Below are 19,903 nucleotides of genomic sequence, written 5' to 3'. Positions count from 1 at the left end.
GATCGCAAGGTGCGTCTGCTCTTCGCCGGTACCCCCGAGGCCGCCGTCCCCTCCCTGGAGGCCCTGATCGCCTCACGGCACGACGTCGTCGCCGTCCTCACCCGGGCGGACGCCCCCGCAGGCCGCGGACGACGCCTCGTGCCCTCACCCGTGCGCGTCGCCGCCGAGAGCCACGGCATCCCCGTGCTGACCGACACGCCTCGCGGTGACGAGTTCCTGGCCCGCCTGCGCGACCTCGACGTCGACGCCGCACCGGTCGTCGCCTACGGGCACCTGCTGCGGCCCGACGTGCTCGCCGCCCCCCGCCACGGCTGGGTCAACCTGCACTTCTCGATCCTGCCCGCCTGGCGCGGCGCCGCCCCCGTGCAACGGGCCGTCATCGCAGGCGACGAGATCACCGGCGCCACCACGTTCCTGCTCGACGCGGGCATGGACACCGGACCCGTCCTCGGCACCCTCACCGAGACCGTCCGCCCCCGCGACACCGCGGGCGACCTCCTCGACCGCCTCGCCCACGCCGGCGCCGGCCTGCTCACCGCCACCCTCGACGCCCTCGAGGACGGCACCCTGAACCCCCAGCCGCAGCCCGCCGACGGCATCAGCCACGCCGCCAAGCTGACCCCCGCGGACGCCCACGTCGACTTCCGCGACCCGGCGCTCGCCGTCGACCGCCTGGTGCGCGGCTGCACGCCCGCACCGGGCGCCTGGACGACACTGCCCGGCCCCGGCGGCGACCCCGTGCGCCTCGGCCTGGGCCCGGTGACCCCCCGGCCCGAGGTCACCGACCTGCGCCCCGGCGAGCTGCGCGCAGGCAAGCGCGACGTGCTCGTGGGCACGGCCACGCACGCCGTCGAGCTCGGCACCGTGCAACCGGTCGGCAAACGGCCCATGGCCGCGCCCGACTGGGCGCGCGGGGCACGCCCGCAGACCGGGACGCTGCTCGGGACCGACCTGGACGGGGCCACGCGGTGAGCGGCGAGCGAGGCGGGCAGCACCGCGGGGGACGCGACGACGCCGGCACCGGACGCCCCGGCGGACGCAGCGGAGCCCGGGACGGCGCAGACGGCCGGCGCGGCGGCGGCGGCGATCGCCGCGACGACCGCGGCCGCCAGCGCGGAGCGGCACGATCCCGCGGCGACCAGTCCCGCACGGCCCTCGCCCCCTCCCAACGACGGCGCGGCACCGACCCCGCCCGCACCGCGGCGTTCGACGTGCTGCGCGAGGTCGACGGGTCGGACGCCTACGCCAACCTGGTGCTCCCGCCCCTGCTGCGCGAACGCCGGCTGACGGGCCGGGACGCCGCGTTCGCGACCGAGCTCGCCTACGGGACGCTGCGCCTGCGCGGACGCTACGACGCCATCCTGGCCCGCTGCGTCGACCGGCCCCTGGACCAGGTCGACCCCCGCTGCTCGACGTGCTTCGCCTCGGCGCCCACCAGGTGCTCGGCATGCGCGTGCCGCAGCACGCAGCCGTGTCCGAGACCGTCGGCCTCGCACGCGAGCACGTCGGGGCCGGACCCGCGCAGATGGTCAACGCCGTGCTGCGCAAGGTCGCCCGCACCCCGCTCGACGACTGGCTCACCGAGCTGCGCGACACCGCGCCCGACGCGGTCACCGCATCCGCCGTCGTCGGCTCGCACCCGCTGTGGATCGCCCGCGCTCTGCGCGAAGCCCTCGCCGGCGACGGCCGCGACCCGGCCGAGCTGGACGCGCTGCTCGACGCCGACAACGCAGCACCCCGCGTCACCCTCGTGGCCCGCCCCGGGATGGTCACCCCCGACGAGATCCGCGCCGCGGCTCCCGGCGTCCACCTCGAACCAGGCCGCTGGCTCGCGACGGCGCTCGTACTCACCGGCCAGGACCCGCTGACCGTCCCAGCCGTCGCCGACGGCCGCGCCGGCGTCCAGGACGAGGGCTCGCAGGCCGTCGCGCTCGCGCTCGCCGCCGCACCCCTGGAGGGCCGCGACGCACGCTGGCTCGACCTGTGCGCCGGCCCCGGCGGCAAGGCGGCGCTCCTGGCGGCGCTCGCGGCCGAGCGGGGAGCCACGCTCGTGGCCAACGAGGTCGCGCCGCACCGGGCGCGGCTGGTGGAGCGCGCGCTGCGCGCGGTGCCTGACGGTGCCGTGGAACGCGTGCAGACGGGCGACGGGCGCGAGGTCGGCGAGCTGGAGCCGGGCGCCTACGACCGCGTGCTGGTCGACGCGCCCTGCACCGGGCTGGGCGCCCTGCGCCGCCGCCCGGAGTCGCGCTGGCGCCGCACCCCCGCCGACCTAGCGGTGCTGACCGGGCTGCAACGACAGCTCCTCGGGTCCGCACTGGACGCGGTGCGCGTGGGCGGCGTGGTCGCGTACGTCACCTGCTCGCCGCACCTGGCCGAGACGCGCCTGGTCGTCGACGACGTGCTGCGTCGCCGCGCCGCCGACGGTGCGGGCAGCGCCGAGCGGATCGACGCGCCGGCGGTGCTGCGTACCGTCGTCGTCCCCGGCAGCGACCTGCCGCTCGGGGAGCGCAGCGACGCCCAGCTGTGGCCGCACGTCCACGGCACCGACGCCATGCACCTGACGCTGCTGCGTCGCATGCGCTGACCGTCGCCTGACGCGCAGGCCGGTCCGCCCCTACGCTGTGGGCCATGGCAGCGCTGATCAGCCCAAGCATCCTGTCCGCCGACTTCGCGAACCTCGAACGCGACCTGCACGCGATCACGTCCGCCGACTACGCGCACGTCGACGTGATGGACAACCATTTCGTGCCGAACCTGACGCTCGGGCTGCCCGTCTTCGACCGTCTCGCCGCGGTGTCCCCGCTGCCGCTCGACGCCCACCTCATGATCGAGGACCCCGACCGGTGGGCACCCGCGTACGCGGAGGCCGGCGCCGCGTCGGTGACGTTCCACGCCGAGGCGGCCCGCGCCCCCGTGCGCCTCGCCCGCGAGCTGCGCCGGCACGGCGCCCGCGCCGGCCTCGCGCTGCGCCCCGCCACCCCCGTCGAACCGTTCCTCGACCTGCTCGGCGAGATCGACATGATCCTCGTCATGACCGTCGAACCAGGGTTCGGCGGCCAGTCGTTCATCGACGGCACCCTGCCCAAGATCCGCCGCGCCCGCGAGGCGGTCAGCGCGTCCGGCCTCGACGTCTGGGTCCAGGTCGACGGCGGCGTCTCGCGCACCACCATCGAGCGCGCCGCCGACGCCGGCGCCAACGTCTTCGTCGCAGGATCCGCCGTCTACGGCGCCGACGACGTCCCCGCCGAGATCCAGGCGCTGCGCGACCTCGCCGCCACCCACCAGCACGCGCCCCACCGCTGACCTGCACGCCGGCGACCCGTCGCGCCCGGCCAGACACCGGGCAGCGGACGACCCAGCGTTGCATCGCACCGCACCCGCCTGGTTTGATCACCTCACGCATGCTCCGGGGTCGGTGAAAATCCGAGCCGGCGGTGACAGCCCGCGAACCACGCGAGAGCACTCTCACGTGGCCGACCTGGTGGAATTCCAGGGCCGACGGTGAAAGTCCGGATGGGAGGACGCATGTGCGGCGCGTGCCATCGCGCGCCGTGACGCACCGTGGTGCGCCCCAGCGGCGTACCCGCGGTCGTCGAACCCCGGAGCGCCGAGGCTCCGGGAGGAACCATGGAGACGCCACCGCGGTCGGCCGACGTGCCCGCCGCCATGGACCGCGCCCTCGAGCTCGCCGCACGCGGCCCCGCCCACGGCCCCAACCCGCGCGTCGGGTGCGTCATCCTCGCCCCAGCCACCCCCGGCATCCCAGGCCGCACCGTCCTCGGCGAAGGTTGGCACCGCGGCGCCGGCACCCCCCACGCCGAGGTCGCCGCGCTCGCCGACGCCCGCGCCCGCGGCCACGACACCCGTGGCGCCACCGCCGTCGTCACCCTCGAACCGTGCCACCACACCGGGCGCACCGGCCCCTGCACCCGCGCCCTGCTCGACGCCGGCATCACCGACGTCGTCCACGCCCTCGCCGACCCCGGCGTCACCTCCGGAGGCGGAGCCGACCACCTGCGCGCCCACGGCGTCCACGTCACCGCCGGCCCACGCAGCGCCGCCGCCCTCGACCTCGTCCACACCTGGCACCACGCCGTGACCACCGGCCGCCCCTGGATCACCCTCAAGACCGCCACCAGCCTCGACGGACGCGTCGCCGCCTCCGACGGCACCTCCCAGTGGATCACCGGCCCCCAAGCCCGCGCCCACGCCCACGCCATCCGCGCGCAGGTCGACGCCATCGCCGTCACCACCGGCACCGCCCTCGCCGACGACCCCGCCCTCACCGCCCGCACCCCCACCGGCACGCTCGCCCCGCACCAGCCGCTGCGCGTCGTCATCGGCCACCGCGACCTGCCCGCCGACCACCGCCTCCTCCACGACGGACCCCCGCCCCTGCACCTGCGCACCCACGACGTCGGCGACGTCCTCGCCGCCCTCCACCACCACGAGATCCGCCACCTGCTCGTCGAAGGCGGCCCCGCCCTCGCCGGCGCCCTCCTCGCCGCCGACGTCGTCGACGAGCTCCACGCCTACATCGCCCCCGTCCTGCTCGGCGACGGCCCACCCGCCATCCCCCCTTACGGCATCACCACCCTCGCCACCGCACCCCGCTGGCACACCACGACCACCCACCGCCTCGGCGACGACATCCTGCTCATCGCCCGCCGCACCGCCACCCACCCCGACCCCGACACCGAGGAGGCATGATGTTCACCGGAATCATCGAAGAGATCGGCCACGTCATCGCCGTCGACCACCCCGACGCCCGCGACGTCGTCCTGACCATCGACGCCCCCACCATCACCACTGACACCCGCCACGGCGCCTCCATCGCCGTCAACGGCGTCTGCCTCACCGTCGTCACCCACGGCCACGGCACCTTCACCGCCGACGTCATGCCTCAGACCCTGCGCCTGACCACCCTCGGCACCCTCACCCCCGGCACGCCCGTCAACCTCGAACGCGCCGTCGCCGCCACGGGGCGACTCGACGGCCACATCGTCCAAGGCCACGTCGACGGCGTCGCCACCCTCACCACCCGCACCCCCGGACCCCGCTGGGACGAGCTCAGCTTCGACCTGCCCGCACACCTGCACCGGTACGTCGCGCCCCAAGGCTCCATCGCCCTGGCCGGCGTCTCCCTCACCGTCACCCACGTCACCGACACCGGGTTCGGCATCGCCCTGATCCCCTCCACGCTCGCCGCCACCACCCTCGGCACCCTTCAGCCCGGCGACCGTGTCAACGTCGAGGTCGACGTCCTCGCCAAGTACGTCGAGCGCATGCTGACCCTGCGCGAGCACACCGAGGGAGACCCCCGATGACCGCCATCACCCCCAGCACCCCCAGCACCCCCAGCACCCCAGCACCGGCCGCATCGAGGACGCGCTCGCGGCCCTCGCGGCCGGTCGGCCCGTCCTGGTGGCCGACGCCGACGACCGTGAGGCGGAGGTCGACGTCGTCCTCGCGGCGCGGCACGTGGACGCGCAGACGATCGCGTGGACGGTGCGGCACACCTCGGGCTACCTGTGCGCGCCCCTGCCCGCCGCGCGGGCCGACGCGCTCGACCTGCCGCTCATGGTCACCGACAACCGTGACCCGAAGCGGACGGCGTACACCGTGGCCGTCGACGCGGCCGTCGGCGTGACGACCGGCATCTCGGCCGCCGACCGCGCCCGGACGCTGCGCGTCCTGGCCGACCCGTCGGCGACGCCCGCCGACCTCATCCGGCCCGGGCATGTGCTGCCGCTTCGCGCGGTGCCCGGGGGAGTGCTGCAACGTCCCGGGCACACCGAGGCCGCCGTCGACCTCGTGCGCCTGGCCGGTGCGGGCGAGGTGGGCGTCATCGGCGAGCTGGTGCGCGACGACGGAGCCATGGTGCGCCTGCCTGAGGCGCGCGCCCTCGCCGCGGAGCAGGGCCTGGAGCTGCTGACGATCGCCGAGCTCGCCGCGTGGCGTCGTGAGCACGACGTCGACGGACGCTGCTCGCTGGTGCCCGAGCCTGTCGACGACGCGGCCTCGCGCGTCGAGCATGTCGCCGAGGCGCGCCTGCCCACCGTGCACGGGACGTTCCGGCTGCACGCGTTCCGCGACGCGCGCACGGGCGCTGAGCACGTCGCGCTGGTCGCGGCGCCGGGCGACGGGCAGGGGAGCGGGGACGCCCCGTGGGTCCGCGTCCACTCCGAGTGCCTGACGGGCGACGCGTTCGGGTCGCTGCGCTGCGACTGTGGCCCACAGCTGCGGGCGTCCCTGCGTGCCGTCGCGGAGCACGGAGGCGCGGTCGTGTACATGGGCGGGCACGAAGGGCGTGGGATCGGCCTGGCGGCCAAGGTCGCCGCCTACGCGCTGCAGGACGGGGGCCGTGACACGGTCGAGGCGAACGTGGACCTGGGCCTGCCGGTGGACGCGCGCGAGTACGGCGCCGCAGCGGCGATCTTGCGTGCGCTGGGGCTGGTCCGGGTGCGGCTGCTGACCAACAACCCGCTCAAGGCCGAAGGGCTGCGCTCGGCCGGCGTCGACGTCGTCGGGCGCGAGCCGATCGAGGTCGGCCTCGGGCCGGAGAACGAGCACTACCTGACCACCAAGAAGCTGTCGATGGGCCACCTGCTGGAGCTGCACGGTCCCGGCGACACGACGTCTCACACCATTCGCAACCAGGAGAAGGAGTCATCATGAGCGGCGCCGGAGCACCCACCCTGACCGTCGACGGGCGCGGGCTGCGCGTCGTCGTCGTCGCAGCGAGCTGGCACACGCAGGTCATGGACGGCCTGCTGGCCGGCGCGCGCCGAGCGCTCGACGAGGCCGGGGTGGGGGAGGTGACCGTGGTGCGTGTGCCCGGGTCGTTCGAGCTGCCCGTGGCGGCGTCGCGCGCGGTCGCGGCCGGGGCCGACGCCGTCGTGGCGCTCGGCGTCGTGATCCGCGGGGGCACGCCGCACTTCGACTACGTGTGCCAGGCGGCCACGCTGGGGCTGACCGACCTGTCCGTGCGGACGGGAGTCCCTGTCGGCTTCGGCGTGCTCACGTGCGACGACGACGCCCAGGCGCTCGACCGTGCGGGCCTGCCGGGCAGCAGGGGGGACAAGGGCCACGAGGCGGCGCAGGCGGCGGTGGCGACCGTCGTGGCGCTCCGTGGGGCGATGCCCGACTCCGACGTCGCGGGGCGCGCTCGGTACGAGCTGCACAAGACCTCGCGTGGCCTGTGACAGAAATAGTGTGCCAAGCGCCCGGAACTCGCACCCCGCACCGTCCGCAGAGCGAACCCGGCCCGGACGAGGGGGCCCCGTCGCCTAGGCTTGCGCTGTGAAGACCTTCGACGCCCTGTTCGCCGAGCTGACCGAGAAGTCCGTGACCCGCCCGGAGGGCTCGGGCACCGTCAAGGAGCTCGACGCCGGCGTCCATGCGATCGGCAAGAAGATCGTCGAGGAGGCCGCGGAGGTCTGGATGGCCGCCGAGTACGAGGGCGACGACCGCACGGCCGAGGAGATCTCCCAGCTCCTGTATCACCTGCAGGTGCTCATGGTGGCCAAGGGCCTGACCCCCGACGACGTGTACGCGCATCTGTGAGCGGCACCGCCGCGCCGTCGTCGTCCCCAGTCCTGACCACCCGAACGAGGTCCCAGATGCTGCGCATCGCCGTGCCCAACAAGGGCTCCCTGTCCGAACCCGCCGTCGAGATGCTGCGCGAGGCGGGGTACAAGCAGCGTCGCGACTCGCGCGAGCTCGTGCTCGCCGATCCCGACAACGACGCCGAGTTCTTCTTCCTGCGCCCGCGTGACGTCGCCGTCTACGTGGGGGAGGGCACCGTCGACGCGGGCATCACCGGGCGTGACCTGCTGCTCGACTCGGGTGCCGACGCCGTCGAGCACCTTCCGCTCGGTTTCGCGCGCTCGACGTTCCGGTTCGCCGCCCCCGCGGGCACCATGACCGACGTCGCGCAGATCGCGGGCAAGCGTGTCGCGTCGTCCTACACCACGCTCGTGGGGGCGCACCTTGCCGCGTGCGGTGTCGAGCCGGCGTCGATCGTGCACCTCGACGGCGCGGTCGAGAGCTCCGTGCAGCTCGGCGTCGCCGACGTGATCGCCGACGTCGTCGAGACGGGCACGACGCTGCGTGCGGCCGGCCTGGAAGTCTTCGGCGAGCCGATCCTGCGCTCCGAGGCCGTGCTCATCCGGCGCCCCGAGGCCGACCTCACCAACGGGGTCTCGGTGCTCGCGCGCCGCCTCCAGGGCGTCCTCACGGCGCGGCAGTGGGTGCTCATGGACTACGTGGTGCCCAACGACCTGCTCGAGGAGGCGGTCGGCATCACGCCGGGGTTCGAGTCCCCGACGGTCTCGCCGCTGCACGAGTCGGGGTGGTCGGCCGTGCGCGTCATGGTCGAGCGCTCGACCATGAACCGCGCGATGGACGCGCTCTACGACGTCGGCGCGCGCGGCGTGCTGGTCACCTCGATCCTGGCCTCCCGGCTCTGACCGAGGAGACCGCGACGGCCGCCGACGAGTTCCGGAGCTTCCGCCCGCTGTGGGCGTCGGTGGCCGCCTGGTGCGTCGGGGTGCTCGCCGTCGGCGGGTCGCTCTTCGTGGGGTTCGCGTCGCGCACGTCGCTCGCGACCACGGCCGTCAACAGGTGGAGCTTCGTGGGACTCGCGGCCTGCGCCGCCGCGCTGCTATGGCGGCTCGGCGGCGTGCGCGCGACGCCGTCCCCGCAGCGGCTCGTGGTGCGCAACATCCTGCGGACGCGGCGGCTCGACTGGCCGCAGATCGTCGCGGTCCGCATGTCGCTGTCGGACCCGTGGGTCATGCTCGACCTGGCCGACGGAACGACGCAGCCCGTCATGGCGGTCCAGCGGGCGGACGGCAAACGCGGCATCGCCGAGGCGGGACGGCTCGCGGCCCTCGTCCGGCAGCTCGGCGAGGCGCCCGACCCGCGGTAGCGTCACCGCACCAGCCGCACGCAGAACGACGGCCCTGGCTCCGGGAAGGAGCCAGGGCCGTCGTTCACTGCGTGCAGGTCACCAGCGCGGCTTGCGCTCCCCGAGAGCGGCGCGCTCGGTGCGCGGCTTGCGCTCCGGGCGGTCCGAGCGGTCGAAGCGCGGCGCGCGCTCGTCGCGGTCGAACCGGCCCGGGCGCTCGTCACGGCCGCCGCGCTCGAAGCGTGCCGGGCGGTCGAACCGGGCGCCGCGCGGGCCGTCCGCGGGTGCGCCGCGGTCGACGGAGATGCGCAGCGCCCGGCCGGCGACACGGGCACGCGCCAGGCGGTCGAGCTGCGACTCGCTCAGCGGGGCCGTGATGTCGACGAGCGAGAACGCGCCGAAGATGTCGATCTTGCCGACGTCCGACCCGGTCAGGCCGCCTTCGCCCGTGAGGGCGCCGACGATACCGCCAGGGTTGACGCCGTCCTGGTGCCCGACGGCGACGCGGTAACGCGTCCCGGCTGCCGGGCGGCGGATGCCGGTGCCCCGCGTGAAGGGACGCTCGTCGCCGTCGCGCGCGTGACGGCGGTCGGTGCGCTCGAACCGGTCACCGCGAGCGCCGCGGCCGTCGCCGAGCTCGTGCTTGCGGGTCTCGCGGGCCTGCCGGGCGGCGCGGCCCTCGGCCTGCTCGCGTTCGAACTCCTCCTGCTCGGCGCGGGCGCGGGGGCCGTCGTCTCCGACGGCGAGGGCGAGGAGCGTGGCGGCGAGCTCGACGGCCTTGGCGGGGTCGACGGTGCCGGGCTGCTCGCCGTCTCCGACGGTGACCTGGTCGCGCACGAGCTGGGTGTACAGGTCGAGGCGGCCGGCCTGGGTGCGTGCGGGGACGCCGTCGAGCATGCGCTTGGCGCGGTAGGCGGAGACGTCGCGCGGGGACGGGATCTCGGCCTCTTCGAGGCGGACCTTGATGGTGGCCTCGATGTGCTTGAGCTTGCCGCGCTCGTGGGGGGTGATGAAGGAGACGGCGCGGCCGGTGCGTCCGGCGCGGCCGGTGCGTCCGATGCGGTGGACGTAGGCCTCGGGCTCGCGGGGGATGTCGAAGTTGACGACGAGTCCGATGCGGTCGACGTCGAGGCCGCGTGCGGCGACGTCGGTGGCGACGAGGACGTCGAGGGCGCCGGAGCGCAGGCGTTCGACGATCTTCTCGCGTTCCTTCTGGGCGACGTCGCCGGAGATGGTGGCGGCGGAGATGCCCTTCTCGATGAGGGCGGCTCCGACCTCCTCGGCGGCCGAACGGGTCCGGGTGAAGACGATGCTGGCGTCGGCGTCGGAGGTGGCGAGGATGCGGGTGAGCGCGCCGACCTTGTGGCGGAACGGGACGACGGCGTAGGCCTGGTGCACCGAGGCGACGGTCGAGGACTGCCGGGCGACGGCGACCTCGACGGGGTCGGTGAGGTGGTTGTCGGCGACGTTGCGGATGGCGGGCGGCATGGTGGCGGAGAAGAGCGCGACCTGCCGCTTGGCGGGTGCCTTCGAGAAGATCTGGTCGACGTCTTCGGCGAAGCCCATGTGGAGCATCTCGTCGGCTTCGTCGAGCACGAGGAAGCGCACGTCGTCGAGCACGAGGGCGCCGCGCTCCATGTGGTCCATGATGCGGCCGGGGGTGCCGACGACGACGTGGACGCCGTCGCGCAGCGCGCGCTGCTGGGGCATGTAGGGCGCGCCGCCGTAGACGGCGAGGACGCGGATGCCGGGCAGGTGGGTGGCGAAGGACTCGATGGCTTCGGAGACCTGGATGGCGAGTTCGCGCGTGGGGGTCAGGACGAGTCCCTGGATGTGGGGGCGCGCGCCGTCGTCGGTGATCGAGGCCAGCAGGGGGAGGCCGAACGCGGCGGTCTTGCCGGTGCCGGTCTGGGCGACGCCGGTGATGTCGCGTCCGGCGAGGAGTGCCGGGATGGCCTGGGCCTGGATGGCGGAGGGGGTGGTGAAGCCGAGGTCGGCGACCGCTGCCTCGAGGGCGGCCGGCAGGCCGAGCGTGTCGAAGCCGGGCAGGGCCGGTGCCTCGGAGGGCACGACGGGGTCAGGGCTGGTGGGCATGGTGCACCGTTTCCGTTGGGGGAACGGGAGTCCTGCCCGGCTGCGGACTCTTGCGCGGTCGGGCGGTCGCGGCTCCCGGGACACAGACACACACCTGCCCGCTTCCGGGCCTGGGGCCGGGGAGGGGCGCACGACGATGCGGGAAGAGCGACGAACTCCAGAATGGGGTCGGTCCATCTTACGTTCACTGTGCGCCATCGGGCGCGTCCCGGGCGGTGAGGTCGGTCACCGTGGCGTGTGACGTGGTGCGACGCGTCTCGGTGGGTCCTCGTGACGGGGCGGGGCCGGTGACGGTGTCGCCGTCTAGGATGGCCGGAGCCGCAACGGGAGACGGGATGGTGTCCGTGCACGAGGATCAGCGCGAGGATCAGGTGGTCCGCTCCTCCGTGTGGACCGTGCCCAACGTCATCAGTCTGCTGCGTCTGGCGCTGGTGCCGGTCTTCGCGGTGCTGATCGTGTCGCACCACGACGTGTGGGCGTTGTTCGTTCTCGCGTTCTCCGGGTTCACCGACTGGCTCGACGGCGTGCTGGCACGGCGTCTGAACCAGGTGAGCCGCCTGGGGCAGATGCTCGACCCGGCGGCGGACAGGCTGTTCATCTTCGTGACGCTCGTGGGGCTCGCCTGGCGCGACGTCGTGCCGTTGTGGCTCGTGGTCGTGATCGTCGCCCGTGACGCGATGCTCACCTGCCTGCTGCCGCTGCTGGCCAAGCACGGGTTCGGGCCGCTCGAGGTCAGCATCGTCGGCAAGGCCGGCACGTTCGCGCTGCTGTACGCGTTCCCGCTCCTGCTGCTGGCGGAGGCTCCGGGGGGTCTCGGTACGGCCGCGCACATCGTCGGGTGGGCGTTCACCTGGTGGGGTGTCGGCCTGTACTGGCTCGCGGGCCTCCAGTACGTCGTCCAGGCCCGCGGGCTGTTCGCCGCCGACGCCGGCAGGACCGCGGGGGCCACGTGAGCGAGCCGACGCCGAGCCCCGCGCGTCGTCCGGACGCGTCCATGACGCTCCTGACCGAGGTCATGGAGCGGCCGCTCGACCCGGGGTATGCGGAGGCAGCGGCACGACGGCGCGCTGCCGAGGCCGAGGGCACGGTCCGGCGCCGCAGCCCGGGCACGTGGGTCGGCATCGTCGTGGTCGCCATGTCGTGCGGTCTTGCGACGGCGGCCGCCTCGCAGCAGCTGCGCGTGCCGCAGCCGTCGGTCTCCGCGGCACGCTCGGTGCTCGAACGCCAGATCACCGACCGCAACGAACAGGTCGGCGCGCTGTCGGCGGCCGCAGAGGACCTGTCGCGTGAGATCGTCGACCTGCAACGGTCTGCGCTGGAGACCCAGGATCCGGGCCTGCTGGACCTGATCCGTCGCGACAGCCTGCGCAACGGGACGGACGCGGTGCGCGGGCCTGGGCTGGTGGTGTCGTTGACGGACGGTGGCGGCGGCCTGGTGGGGGAGCCGGACGCGAGCTCGATGGTGCGCGATGTGGACCTGCAGACCGTGGTCAACGCACTGTGGGACGCCGGGGCGGAGGCGATCAGCATCGACGACCAGCGGCTGACGTCACGCTCGTCGATCCGTAACGCGGGGATGGCCGTGCTGGTGAACCTGATGCCCCTGACCGGGCCGACGTACGTGGTGCGCGCGGTCGGAGACTCGGACGCGATGCAGACGGGGTTGGCGCGGTCCGGGCTGCCGGGGTACCTGCAGGTGCTGGGCTCGACGTACGGGATCCGCTCCTCGACGGTCGCGCAGTCTCAGCTCGAGCTGCCCGGCGCCGGGGCGCAGCCGCTGCAGCACGCGCAGCCGGTAGGCTCCGAGCCATGATCGCGGTCGTCGGACTCGTCCTGGGTGTGGTTGCCGGCCTCGTCCTTCAGCCGACCGTTCCCGTAGTGCTTCAGCCATACCTGCCGATCGCCGTCGTGGCGGCGCTCGACGCCCTGTTCGGCGGGTTCCGGGCGATGCTCGACGGGATGTTCGACGATCAGGTGTTCCTGGTGTCGTTCCTGTCGAACGTGGTCGTGGCGGCATTCATCGTGTTCCTCGGCGACCAGCTCGGAGTGGGCGCACAGCTGTCGACCGCCGTCGTGGTGGTGCTGGGCATCCGGATCTTCTCCAACGCTGCCGCGATCCGCCGGCACCTGTTCAAGGCATGAGCGTGACGGACGGCGACAAGCAGCCCGGCAAGCAGCCCGACGAGCGGCCCGACGAGCGGCCCGACGCGGCGGACGGCGGGGCCGCAGCGCCTGCCGTCGAGCCTGCGCCGGCCGGCACGCCGCACGCCGACGACGCCGACCCCGAGCCCCGTGACGTGGCGTCCGACGCTGGCGTCGCCGCTGCGAAGGAGGCCGACGCACCCGACGAGGCTCGCGACCCTGCGGACGAGCCGGTCGCTGTCGGACCCGTGCGGGAGCCCGCCGCGCCGGCGCCGGAGTCCGTGTACCGGCGCCTGGGCAGGGCGATGCGGCCGAACTTCAGCCGCTCGCAGCTCCTGGCGGGCGTGCTGTGCGCGCTCCTGGGGTTCGCGCTGGTGGTCCAGGTGCGGCAGTCGGGACAGGACGGGTTGTCGTCGCTGCGGCAGGACGACCTGGTGCGCCTGCTCGACGAGGTCACCGGTCGCGCCGAGCAGCTCGACACCGAGGTCTCGCGCCTCGAAGCGAGCCGTGACGAGCTCGCGTCGGGCAGCGACAAGGCACAGGCGGCGCTCGAGCTGGCCCGTCAGCGCGCGACGTCGGAGGGCATCCTCTCGGGTCGCCTGCCCGCGCAGGGTCCGGGCGTCATGGTCGAGATCCGCGACCCGCAGCGACAGCTGCGGGCGTCGCAGATGTTCAACCTGCTGGAGGAGCTGCGCAACGCGGGCGCGGAGGTGGCGCAGGTCAACGACGTGCGCCTGGTGACGTCGTCGGCGTTCGTCGACGTCTCGGGCGGCATCGAGGTGGACCGCACGCCCCTGACGCCGCCCTACCGGTGGACGGTCGTGGGCGATCCCGCCACGCTCGACCGGGCGCTGGAGATTCCCGGCGGTGCTCTGCCGACGATCCGCCAAGCCGGTGCGATCGCCACCACGACGCGCATGGACAAGGTCACCGTCGATGCGACGGTGCGCCTGACCGACCCGCAGTTCGCCCGCCCCGCGGATCCCGACGACAGCTGAGCCGCGAGCGCCGCACCACGGTGCCCGGTCGGAGGTGGCGTGTCGGGCCCGGCCCGGTGACACGACCTGGTCGTTCGCCGGGGTGGAGCGCTCTACGGGTTCCCGCTCGACGGCGTGTCGGGGTAGGTTTGTCGGGCGACGGCGCTGTCCAGCGCGGCGACCTTCGAGGAGGACTGATGACGGATCCCAGCTCCCTGCCGCAGCCCCCGGCGGCGGATGTCACGGCGACGCTCGGGCGGATCGTGCCCGTTGCCGCTGAGGAGCTGGTCCCGCGGCTGCCCTTGACGTCTGAGGATGCGGCGGCCGTAGGGGCGCTCCCGCGCCATTCCGCGCTCTTGGTCGTCCAGCGGGGCGCCGGGGTCGGGGAGCGGTTCCTGCTCGACACCGACCGTGCGGTGGCTGGCCGCAGCGAGACGGCCGACATCTTCCTCGACGACGTGACGGTCTCGCGCAAGCACGCCGAGATCGTGCGTGAGGGTGACCGGTTCGTCGTTCGCGACATCGGCTCGCTCAACGGCACCTACGTCAACCGGCAGCGGATCGACGCGGCGGTGCTCTCCACGGGCGACGAGGTTCAGATCGGCAAGTTCCGCATGTCGTTCCAGGCAAGCCCGCAGGCCGTGCAGCCTCCGCAGGCGTCGCGGGACTCGGCGCCCGGCTCGTGACGGGCTCGTCGGCGCGCGTCGACGGCGCCGCAGCGCGGCTCGACGCGACGACGGAACCGTGGCCACGGGGCATCTCGCGACAGGCGACGATGCGCATCTCCGACGTGCTCGCGGCGCTGGGGCCGGAGTTCGGCAGTATCAGCCACTCCAAGTTGCGGTTCCTCGAGGAGCAGGGCCTCATTCACCCGGTGCGGACCCCCGCGGGGTACCGGCAGTACAGCCCCGCCGACGTCGAGCGGCTGCGGTTCGTGCTCACCGAACAGCGTGACTCCTACCTGCCGCTCAAGGTCATCAAGGAACGGCTCGCGGCGATGGATGCCGGCGAGCCGGCGCCGGGGCCCTCGCCGCGCCTGGCCGGTGGCACCGCCGTCGTGGACGACGGTGCGCGGCGGGTGTGGACCGCCGAGTCGGTCGCTGAGGCGACCGGGGCGGATCCGGCGTTCGTGGCCGACCTCCTCCAGGCGGGGTTGCTGCGTTCTGGGCCGGGTGGCCGGCTTGATGCCGGCGCACCGGATGTCGTGCGGCTGGCCGCCCAGCTTGCGGAGCACGGGATCGAACCGCGCCACCTGCGGACCCTGCGCGCGTCAGCCGACCGTCAGGTCGATCTCGTCGACCAGCTCGTCGCTCCGCGGCGGCACCAGCAGACCGCATCCGCGCAGGCGCAGGCCGCCACGCTTGCTGCCGAGGTCGGCGAGCTGCTGGCGCGCCTGCACGCGACGTGGCTGAGGCGTGGCGTCGAGAGTCTGCCGTGAGCACGCGGTTCGCGCGCACCGGCGTAGCGTGAACCCCATGGTGGAGGGACCTTTCGACGAGCCGAGCGCTCCCGGTGACTTTCCGATGGTGCCGGTCGAGGTGCTGGGCGTTCGCCAGCAGCAGCGCGGCCCCGACCTTGAGAACGAGATCGTGGTCCTGCTCCTGGACGCTGCGGCCGAGCTCGCGGTGCCGATCGTCATCGGGCCACGCGAGGCGTCCGCCATCGCGATGGCGCAGGCCGGGCTCGTCACACCCCGCCCCATGACGCACGACCTCATGCGCGACGTGCTCGGCGCCGTCGGCGTCGATCTGGAGCGTGCGGAGATCGTCGCGCTCGACGGCGGGATCTTCTTCGCCGAGCTTGTCCTGTCGAACGGCGCCCGTGTCGACTCGCGGGCGTCGGACGCGATCGCGCTCGCGATGCGGACCGGCTCTCCCGTGCTGTGCAGCGCGGAGGTCGTGGCCGCCGCGGGCATCGAGATCGTCGATCTCGAACAGCAGCGCGAGGTCGAGAAGTTCCGCGACTTCCTCGAGCACGTCGAGCCTGACGACTTCTCCGGGCCGGCACCGGGCGGGCGTTCACCCTCGACCTGAACGTCAGCAGATCCCTCGACACGCGGGTGAGAGTTGCGACACGCCGGGCCCTCGGAGCGCTGCGTCGTTGTGCAGACCCCCTCCCCGGCCTAGCGTGGAGGCAGACATCCCAGGGAGGCTCCAGTGAACAGCAGCGGTGAGGCCAGCGCCACGGTCAGCAGTCCGGTCGGCGCCGTTGCGCGCGGCGCACAAGGTCTCCTCTTCGGCGACGACCTGACAGAGCAGGACGCCGCGACCGGCTACCGGGGTCCGACGGCGTGTCGCGTCGCGGGCATCACCTACCGGCAGCTCGACTACTGGGCGCGCACCGGGCTCGTCGAGCCGTCCATCCGTCCGGCGACGGGCTCTGGCACGCACCGGCTCTACAGCTTCCGCGACATCCTCGTCCTGAAGGTCGTCAAGCGCCTGCTGGACACCGGCGTCTCGCTGCAGCAGATCCGCACCGCAGTCACTCACCTGCGCGAGCGTGGCGTCGACGACCTCGCCCAGATCACGCTCATGAGCGACGGCGCCTCGGTGTACGAGTGCACGTCGGCAGACGAGGTCGTCGACCTCGTCCAGGGCGGGCAGGGTGTGTTCGGCATCGCCGTGGGCCGGGTGTGGCGCGAGATCGAGGGCACGCTGTCCCAGATGCCTACGGAGACCCTGGACGACGACGAGGCCGTGGCACCGCAGGAGGGCGACGAGCTTGCCGCCCGCCGCGCCAAGCGCCAGGTCGGCTGAGGCGGACAGGTGCGGCTCGCGTTCCATGGGCACGCGTGCGTCCGGCTCGACCATGCCGGCACCGCCCTGGTGATCGACCCGGGGACCTTGTCACGGTCCGTGGACGCCCTCGACGGGGCGACCGGCGTCTTCATCACGCACGACCACCCCGACCACGTCGACGTCGATGTCGTCGTGCCCGCGCTGTGGGCACACCCGAGCCTTGAGGTGTTCGCGGCCGGCCCCGCCGCGGACGTCCTGCACACCGCGGGCGCCCCTGGAGAGCGGGTTCACGCCGTCGAGCCGGGGCAGTCGCTGACATTCGGGGCCGCGCACGTCGTCGTCGGCGGGGGAGCGCACGCGCTGATCCACCCCAAGATCCCGCGCGCGGTCAACGTGACGTATCTGGTCGAGCTCGGCGGCCGCGTCATCTACCACCCGGGCGACTCGTTCGACCTGCCGGACCGCGACGTCGACGTCCTCCTCGTGCCGGTGTCCGGGCCGTGGATGAAGCTGGGCGAAGCGATCGACTACGCAGCGTCGTCGTCGGCACCGTATGTCGTGCCGGTCCACGACGCGTTGCTCTCCGAGGTGGGACACGCGATGGCGCAGCGCCAGCTCGCCACCGCTGCGCTCGCCGGCGAGCACGACTACCGCAGGCTGGCGGTGGGCCAGACGCTTCGCCTGTGACCGTGAGCGGTCACAGGAACGGGGCGAGCGGGGACACGAGGCGCTCGCCCACCTTGTGGAGCGTCGGACGCGCTTCCCACGCCGCGCGGGTGAGCTCGCGGGCATTGGTCAGGTCCATCGCGAAGACTTCTTCGAGCGTGGCGGCGACACCCGCGTCGACGATCTCGAGGTTGATCTCGTAGTTGCCCGTCAGCGAGAGCCGGTCGATGTTCGCCGTGCCGACGGTGGACCAGCGACCGTCGACCGTGGCGGTCTTGGCGTGGATCATCGCGTCCGCGTAGAGGAAGATCCGCACCCCGCCGCGCAGAAGGGTGCCGTAGTGGCCTCGTGCAAGCCAGTCGGCCACGACGTGGTTGGACCGCTCGGGCACCAGGACGCGCACGTCGACGCCGCGCGCGGCCGCGTCGAGCAGGGCCGCGAGGATCTCGCGGTCGGGGATGAAGTACGCCTGGGTGATCTGCACGTGGCTCGTGGCACGGTCGATCGCGTCGAGGTAGACGTTGCGGATCGGGAAGACGAGGTCGCTGGGGGAGTTGCGGGCGGCGCGCAGCTGCGGCAGCCAGGACGTCGAGCCGACGTCGGGCAGAACGGGCAGCGCGGGCGTGCGCCAGCGGTTCCAGAAGTCGACGAACCCGTTGCGCAGCTCCCACACGGCCGGCCCCGCGAGACGCACATGGGTGTCACGCCAGTGACGGGCGTAGAGCGAGCCGATGTTGTACCCGCCGACGAACCCGAGCTCGTCGTCGACGACGAGGAGCTTGCGATGGTCGCGACCCGACGCACGCAAGGGGGAGACGAGCGCCCCGGCGCGCACCCACGGGAAGCGCAGCACGTGGATGCGCGTGTCCAGGCGGAAGAACGAGCGTGGCACGACGAGGTTGGCGAACGCGTCGTAGACGACGTACACCTCGACGCCGCGCGCCGCCGCAGCCTCGAGCGCGTCACGGAAGCGGTGCCCGACGTCGTCACCCTTCCAGATGTACGTCTCGAAGAAGACGTGGTCCCGGGCGCCGGCGATCGCATCGAGCATCGCGGCGTACAGATCGTCGCCGAACGTGTAGACCGTCGTGGTCGTGGCGCCGACGGTGTTGTCGGCAGGCGCCGCCGTCGGGAACGGCGCGTCCAAGGGGTGCCGGTGACGGCGCAGGCGTTCCGCCGCCATGAGGGCCAGACCCGTCGCCACGGGCACGCACGCCGCCACCACGCCCGCGCGGGCCGCGACGCGACGCACGCCCACCCAGTCGACGTCGGCCGAGGTGACTGGGCGCCGGGCGAGGCGGGAGGTCACGGCGGAGAGGCGGGGCACGGGGTCACCGTAGCCCGCGCCGAGGGCCGACGCAGGGCGTGCACGCGTGTCGTCGCAGGGTGTGCACGCGTGTCGCCGACGGCGGGCCGTGACACCTCATGACCCAGGGCCGGCGGCGGGGCCCTGGGCACGGGCGTCGAGCGACCCGGAGAGCGGGTGGGCACGGATCGCCGCAGCGAGCTCGCCCTCGATCCGGTCCAGGTAGACACCCGTGGTGGCGATCGAGGCGTGGCCGAGCAGTTCCGCCACGACCTTGACGTCCCATCCCTGGGCGACCAGCAGCGTCGCCGTCGTGTGGCGCAGCGCGTGCGGTGTGGCGGGACGGCGGTAGGCCGCGGGCATGCGCTCGACGGTGCGGGCCAGCAGGCCGCGGATGGTCTGCGGGTCGGCACGGCGCCCACGCCAGGTGAGCAGGAGCGCGCGCTGCGCGTCGTCGTCGTGCGGGCGCAGGGCCGCCAGGCGCGGGCGCAGCCCCGTCAGGTAGTCCTCGAGCGTCGCGGCCAGCGGTGGGCTCAGGTCCACGGTGCGCACGCTGCCGCCCTTGCCGACGATGCGCCAGCGCGTGCGGCCCGGCTCGCGCGCGAAGTCCACGAGGTCGGCCCCGGCCAGCTCGGAGACGCGCGGTCCCAGGACGAGCAGGAGTGCCAGGACGAGACGGTCGCGCAGGGCCAGGTGCTGGTCGGAGCGGGACGCAGGTGAAGCAGCGGGTTGCGCCGTCGTCGACAGCAGGGCCTGCGCGGCCGCCGCGGACAACGCGGTGCGAGCGACGCGCAGGCCGCCGCGCACGCGGGCCGGAGGTGCCGCCCACAGCATCGGGTCGGCCTGCACCCAGCACTCGCGTGCGGCGTGCGCGAAGAAGCGGGTCGCCGACTGCCGGAACCGGTTGACGGTCGCCGTGGACCGGCCCGGGCCGACCTTGCGCGCAGGGTCGGAGAAGCGGCCGTCCGGCAGGGACTGGTAGGCCACGAGCGCGTCGTCGACGTCGTCGCCCGTGACGTCGTCGAGCACCCTGTCGGGCCCCAGCAGACGCGCGAGCTCGCCGACGTCG

At 73.8% G+C, this 19,903-nt stretch carries 21 protein-coding genes, 1 pseudogene and 1 riboswitch; of the genes and pseudogenes, 19 read left to right on the top strand and 3 right to left on the bottom strand.

What is annotated here, in order from left to right; genetic code table 11:
- Positions 1-9: 9 nt before the first annotated feature.
- The 10 genes and pseudogenes from fmt to ET495_RS04800 all read left to right on the top strand — a co-directional run bounded on the left by fmt (position 10) and on the right by ET495_RS04800 (position 8,932).
- On the top strand, positions 10-972 hold the full coding sequence (fmt, locus tag ET495_RS04845) for a methionyl-tRNA formyltransferase (RefSeq protein WP_129203077.1): 963 nt from the start codon (positions 10-12) through the stop codon (positions 970-972).
- A pseudogene (locus tag ET495_RS04840) lies at positions 969-2,584 on the top strand (RsmB/NOP family class I SAM-dependent RNA methyltransferase). Before fmt ends, ET495_RS04840 begins: the two are co-directional and overlap by 4 nt.
- Positions 2,585-2,628: 44 nt before the next feature.
- Positions 2,629-3,303 carry a ribulose-phosphate 3-epimerase gene (gene rpe / locus ET495_RS04835; protein WP_129203075.1) on the top strand — a complete coding sequence of 225 codons (675 nt, stop codon included), beginning with the start codon at positions 2,629-2,631 and terminating at the stop codon, positions 3,301-3,303.
- Positions 3,304-3,398: 95 nt separating this feature from the next.
- Positions 3,399-3,530: riboswitch (FMN riboswitch) on the top strand.
- 97 nt (positions 3,531-3,627) lie between these two features.
- Entirely contained in the window at positions 3,628-4,710 is a 1,083-nt protein-coding gene (ribD, locus tag ET495_RS04830; protein ID WP_245993313.1) for a bifunctional diaminohydroxyphosphoribosylaminopyrimidine deaminase/5-amino-6-(5-phosphoribosylamino)uracil reductase RibD, read from the top strand.
- Complete coding sequence (locus ET495_RS04825) at positions 4,710-5,327, top strand: riboflavin synthase (RefSeq protein ID WP_129203073.1); 618 nt, start codon at positions 4,710-4,712, stop codon at positions 5,325-5,327. The genes ribD and ET495_RS04825 overlap by 1 nt, the downstream gene beginning before the upstream one ends.
- 97 nt (positions 5,328-5,424) lie before the next feature.
- Entirely contained in the window at positions 5,425-6,678 is a 1,254-nt protein-coding gene (gene ribA / locus ET495_RS04820) for a GTP cyclohydrolase II (RefSeq protein ID WP_425471204.1), read from the top strand.
- Positions 6,675-7,205, top strand: a complete 531-nt coding sequence (ribH, locus tag ET495_RS04815; protein ID WP_129203069.1) for a 6,7-dimethyl-8-ribityllumazine synthase — start codon at positions 6,675-6,677, stop codon at positions 7,203-7,205. Before ribA ends, ribH begins: the two co-directional genes overlap by 4 nt.
- 97 nt (positions 7,206-7,302) lie before the next feature.
- Complete coding sequence (locus tag ET495_RS04810) at positions 7,303-7,566, top strand: phosphoribosyl-ATP diphosphatase (protein WP_129203067.1); 264 nt, start codon at positions 7,303-7,305, stop codon at positions 7,564-7,566.
- Positions 7,567-7,622: 56 nt separating this feature from the next.
- Positions 7,623-8,471 carry an ATP phosphoribosyltransferase gene (gene hisG / locus ET495_RS04805; protein WP_129203065.1) on the top strand — a complete coding sequence of 283 codons (849 nt, stop codon included), beginning with the start codon at positions 7,623-7,625 and terminating at the stop codon, positions 8,469-8,471.
- A 59-nt stretch (positions 8,472-8,530) separates the two neighbouring features.
- Complete coding sequence (locus ET495_RS04800; protein WP_245993312.1) at positions 8,531-8,932, top strand: PH domain-containing protein; 402 nt, start codon at positions 8,531-8,533, stop codon at positions 8,930-8,932.
- 78 nt (positions 8,933-9,010) lie between these two features.
- Here ET495_RS04800 and ET495_RS04795 read toward each other — a convergent pair whose 3' ends face one another.
- The gene (locus tag ET495_RS04795) at positions 9,011-11,005 is read right to left on the bottom strand and encodes a DEAD/DEAH box helicase (protein ID WP_129203063.1); all 1,995 of its coding nucleotides are present in this window, start codon (positions 11,003-11,005) and stop codon (positions 9,011-9,013) included.
- A gap of 335 nt (positions 11,006-11,340) precedes the next feature.
- Here ET495_RS04795 and clsA point away from each other — a divergent pair, with 335 nt between their 5' ends.
- The 9 genes from clsA (at position 11,341) to ET495_RS04750 (ending at position 17,549) form a co-directional block, all read left to right on the top strand.
- Positions 11,341-11,958 carry a cardiolipin synthase ClsA gene (clsA, locus tag ET495_RS04790; RefSeq protein WP_129203061.1) on the top strand — a complete coding sequence of 206 codons (618 nt, stop codon included), beginning with the start codon at positions 11,341-11,343 and terminating at the stop codon, positions 11,956-11,958.
- Positions 11,959-11,999: 41 nt separating this feature from the next.
- Entirely contained in the window at positions 12,000-12,818 is an 819-nt protein-coding gene (locus ET495_RS04785; protein ID WP_245993311.1) for a DUF881 domain-containing protein, read from the top strand.
- Positions 12,815-13,147 carry a small basic family protein gene (locus ET495_RS04780; protein WP_129203057.1) on the top strand — a complete coding sequence of 111 codons (333 nt, stop codon included), beginning with the start codon at positions 12,815-12,817 and terminating at the stop codon, positions 13,145-13,147. Before ET495_RS04785 ends, ET495_RS04780 begins: the two co-directional genes overlap by 4 nt.
- Positions 13,144-14,145 carry a DUF881 domain-containing protein gene (locus ET495_RS04775; protein ID WP_129203055.1) on the top strand — a complete coding sequence of 334 codons (1,002 nt, stop codon included), beginning with the start codon at positions 13,144-13,146 and terminating at the stop codon, positions 14,143-14,145. The genes ET495_RS04780 and ET495_RS04775 overlap by 4 nt, the downstream gene beginning before the upstream one ends.
- A gap of 176 nt (positions 14,146-14,321) precedes the next feature.
- The gene (locus tag ET495_RS04770) at positions 14,322-14,810 is read left to right on the top strand and encodes an FHA domain-containing protein (RefSeq protein WP_129203053.1); all 489 of its coding nucleotides are present in this window, start codon (positions 14,322-14,324) and stop codon (positions 14,808-14,810) included.
- Positions 14,807-15,562, top strand: coding sequence for a transcriptional regulator FtsR (ftsR, locus tag ET495_RS04765; protein ID WP_245993310.1), 756 nt, complete (start codon positions 14,807-14,809; stop codon positions 15,560-15,562). Before ET495_RS04770 ends, ftsR begins: the two co-directional genes overlap by 4 nt.
- A 37-nt stretch (positions 15,563-15,599) precedes the next feature.
- The gene (locus ET495_RS04760; RefSeq protein WP_129203050.1) at positions 15,600-16,157 is read left to right on the top strand and encodes a bifunctional nuclease family protein; all 558 of its coding nucleotides are present in this window, start codon (positions 15,600-15,602) and stop codon (positions 16,155-16,157) included.
- A 123-nt stretch (positions 16,158-16,280) separates the two neighbouring features.
- A complete protein-coding gene (locus ET495_RS04755) occupies positions 16,281-16,880 on the top strand; it encodes a MerR family transcriptional regulator (protein ID WP_129203048.1) in 600 nt (199 codons plus the stop codon).
- 9 nt (positions 16,881-16,889) lie between these two features.
- Entirely contained in the window at positions 16,890-17,549 is a 660-nt protein-coding gene (locus ET495_RS04750) for an MBL fold metallo-hydrolase (protein ID WP_129203046.1), read from the top strand.
- A gap of 10 nt (positions 17,550-17,559) precedes the next feature.
- Here ET495_RS04750 and ET495_RS04745 read toward each other — a convergent pair whose 3' ends face one another.
- Complete coding sequence (locus tag ET495_RS04745) at positions 17,560-18,855, bottom strand: phospholipase D-like domain-containing protein (protein WP_211340911.1); 1,296 nt, start codon at positions 18,853-18,855, stop codon at positions 17,560-17,562.
- Between the two features lie 96 nt (positions 18,856-18,951).
- Entirely contained in the window at positions 18,952-19,863 is a 912-nt protein-coding gene (locus tag ET495_RS04740; RefSeq protein WP_245993309.1) for a tyrosine-type recombinase/integrase, read from the bottom strand.
- Between the last annotated feature and the right edge of the window lie 40 nt (positions 19,864-19,903).

It is taken from the genome of Xylanimonas allomyrinae, from assembly GCF_004135345.1.
Lineage (GTDB): Bacteria > Actinomycetota > Actinomycetes > Actinomycetales > Cellulomonadaceae > Xylanimonas > Xylanimonas allomyrinae.
The sequence above is the reverse complement of the archived record's forward strand: the minus strand, read 5'-3'. Positions and strand labels throughout refer to the sequence as shown.

Coding starts and splice junctions, on each gene's coding strand:
- ET495_RS04785 (WP_245993311.1), top strand. CDS start 12,000: ATGACGCTCCTGACCGAGGTCATGGAGCGGCCGCTCGACCCGGGGTAT.
- hisG (WP_129203065.1), top strand. CDS start 7,623: ATGCTGCGCATCGCCGTGCCCAACAAGGGCTCCCTGTCCGAACCCGCC.
- clsA (WP_129203061.1), top strand. CDS start 11,341: ATGGTGTCCGTGCACGAGGATCAGCGCGAGGATCAGGTGGTCCGCTCC.
- ET495_RS04770 (WP_129203053.1), top strand. CDS start 14,322: ATGACGGATCCCAGCTCCCTGCCGCAGCCCCCGGCGGCGGATGTCACG.
- ET495_RS04760 (WP_129203050.1), top strand. CDS start 15,600: ATGGTGGAGGGACCTTTCGACGAGCCGAGCGCTCCCGGTGACTTTCCG.
- ribH (WP_129203069.1), top strand. CDS start 6,675: ATGAGCGGCGCCGGAGCACCCACCCTGACCGTCGACGGGCGCGGGCTG.
- ET495_RS04780 (WP_129203057.1), top strand. CDS start 12,815: ATGATCGCGGTCGTCGGACTCGTCCTGGGTGTGGTTGCCGGCCTCGTC.
- ET495_RS04795 (WP_129203063.1), bottom strand. CDS start 11,005: ATGCCCACCAGCCCTGACCCCGTCGTGCCCTCCGAGGCACCGGCCCTG.
- ET495_RS04775 (WP_129203055.1), top strand. CDS start 13,144: ATGAGCGTGACGGACGGCGACAAGCAGCCCGGCAAGCAGCCCGACGAG.
- rpe (WP_129203075.1), top strand. CDS start 2,629: ATGGCAGCGCTGATCAGCCCAAGCATCCTGTCCGCCGACTTCGCGAAC.
- ET495_RS04825 (WP_129203073.1), top strand. CDS start 4,710: ATGTTCACCGGAATCATCGAAGAGATCGGCCACGTCATCGCCGTCGAC.
- ribD (WP_245993313.1), top strand. CDS start 3,628: ATGGAGACGCCACCGCGGTCGGCCGACGTGCCCGCCGCCATGGACCGC.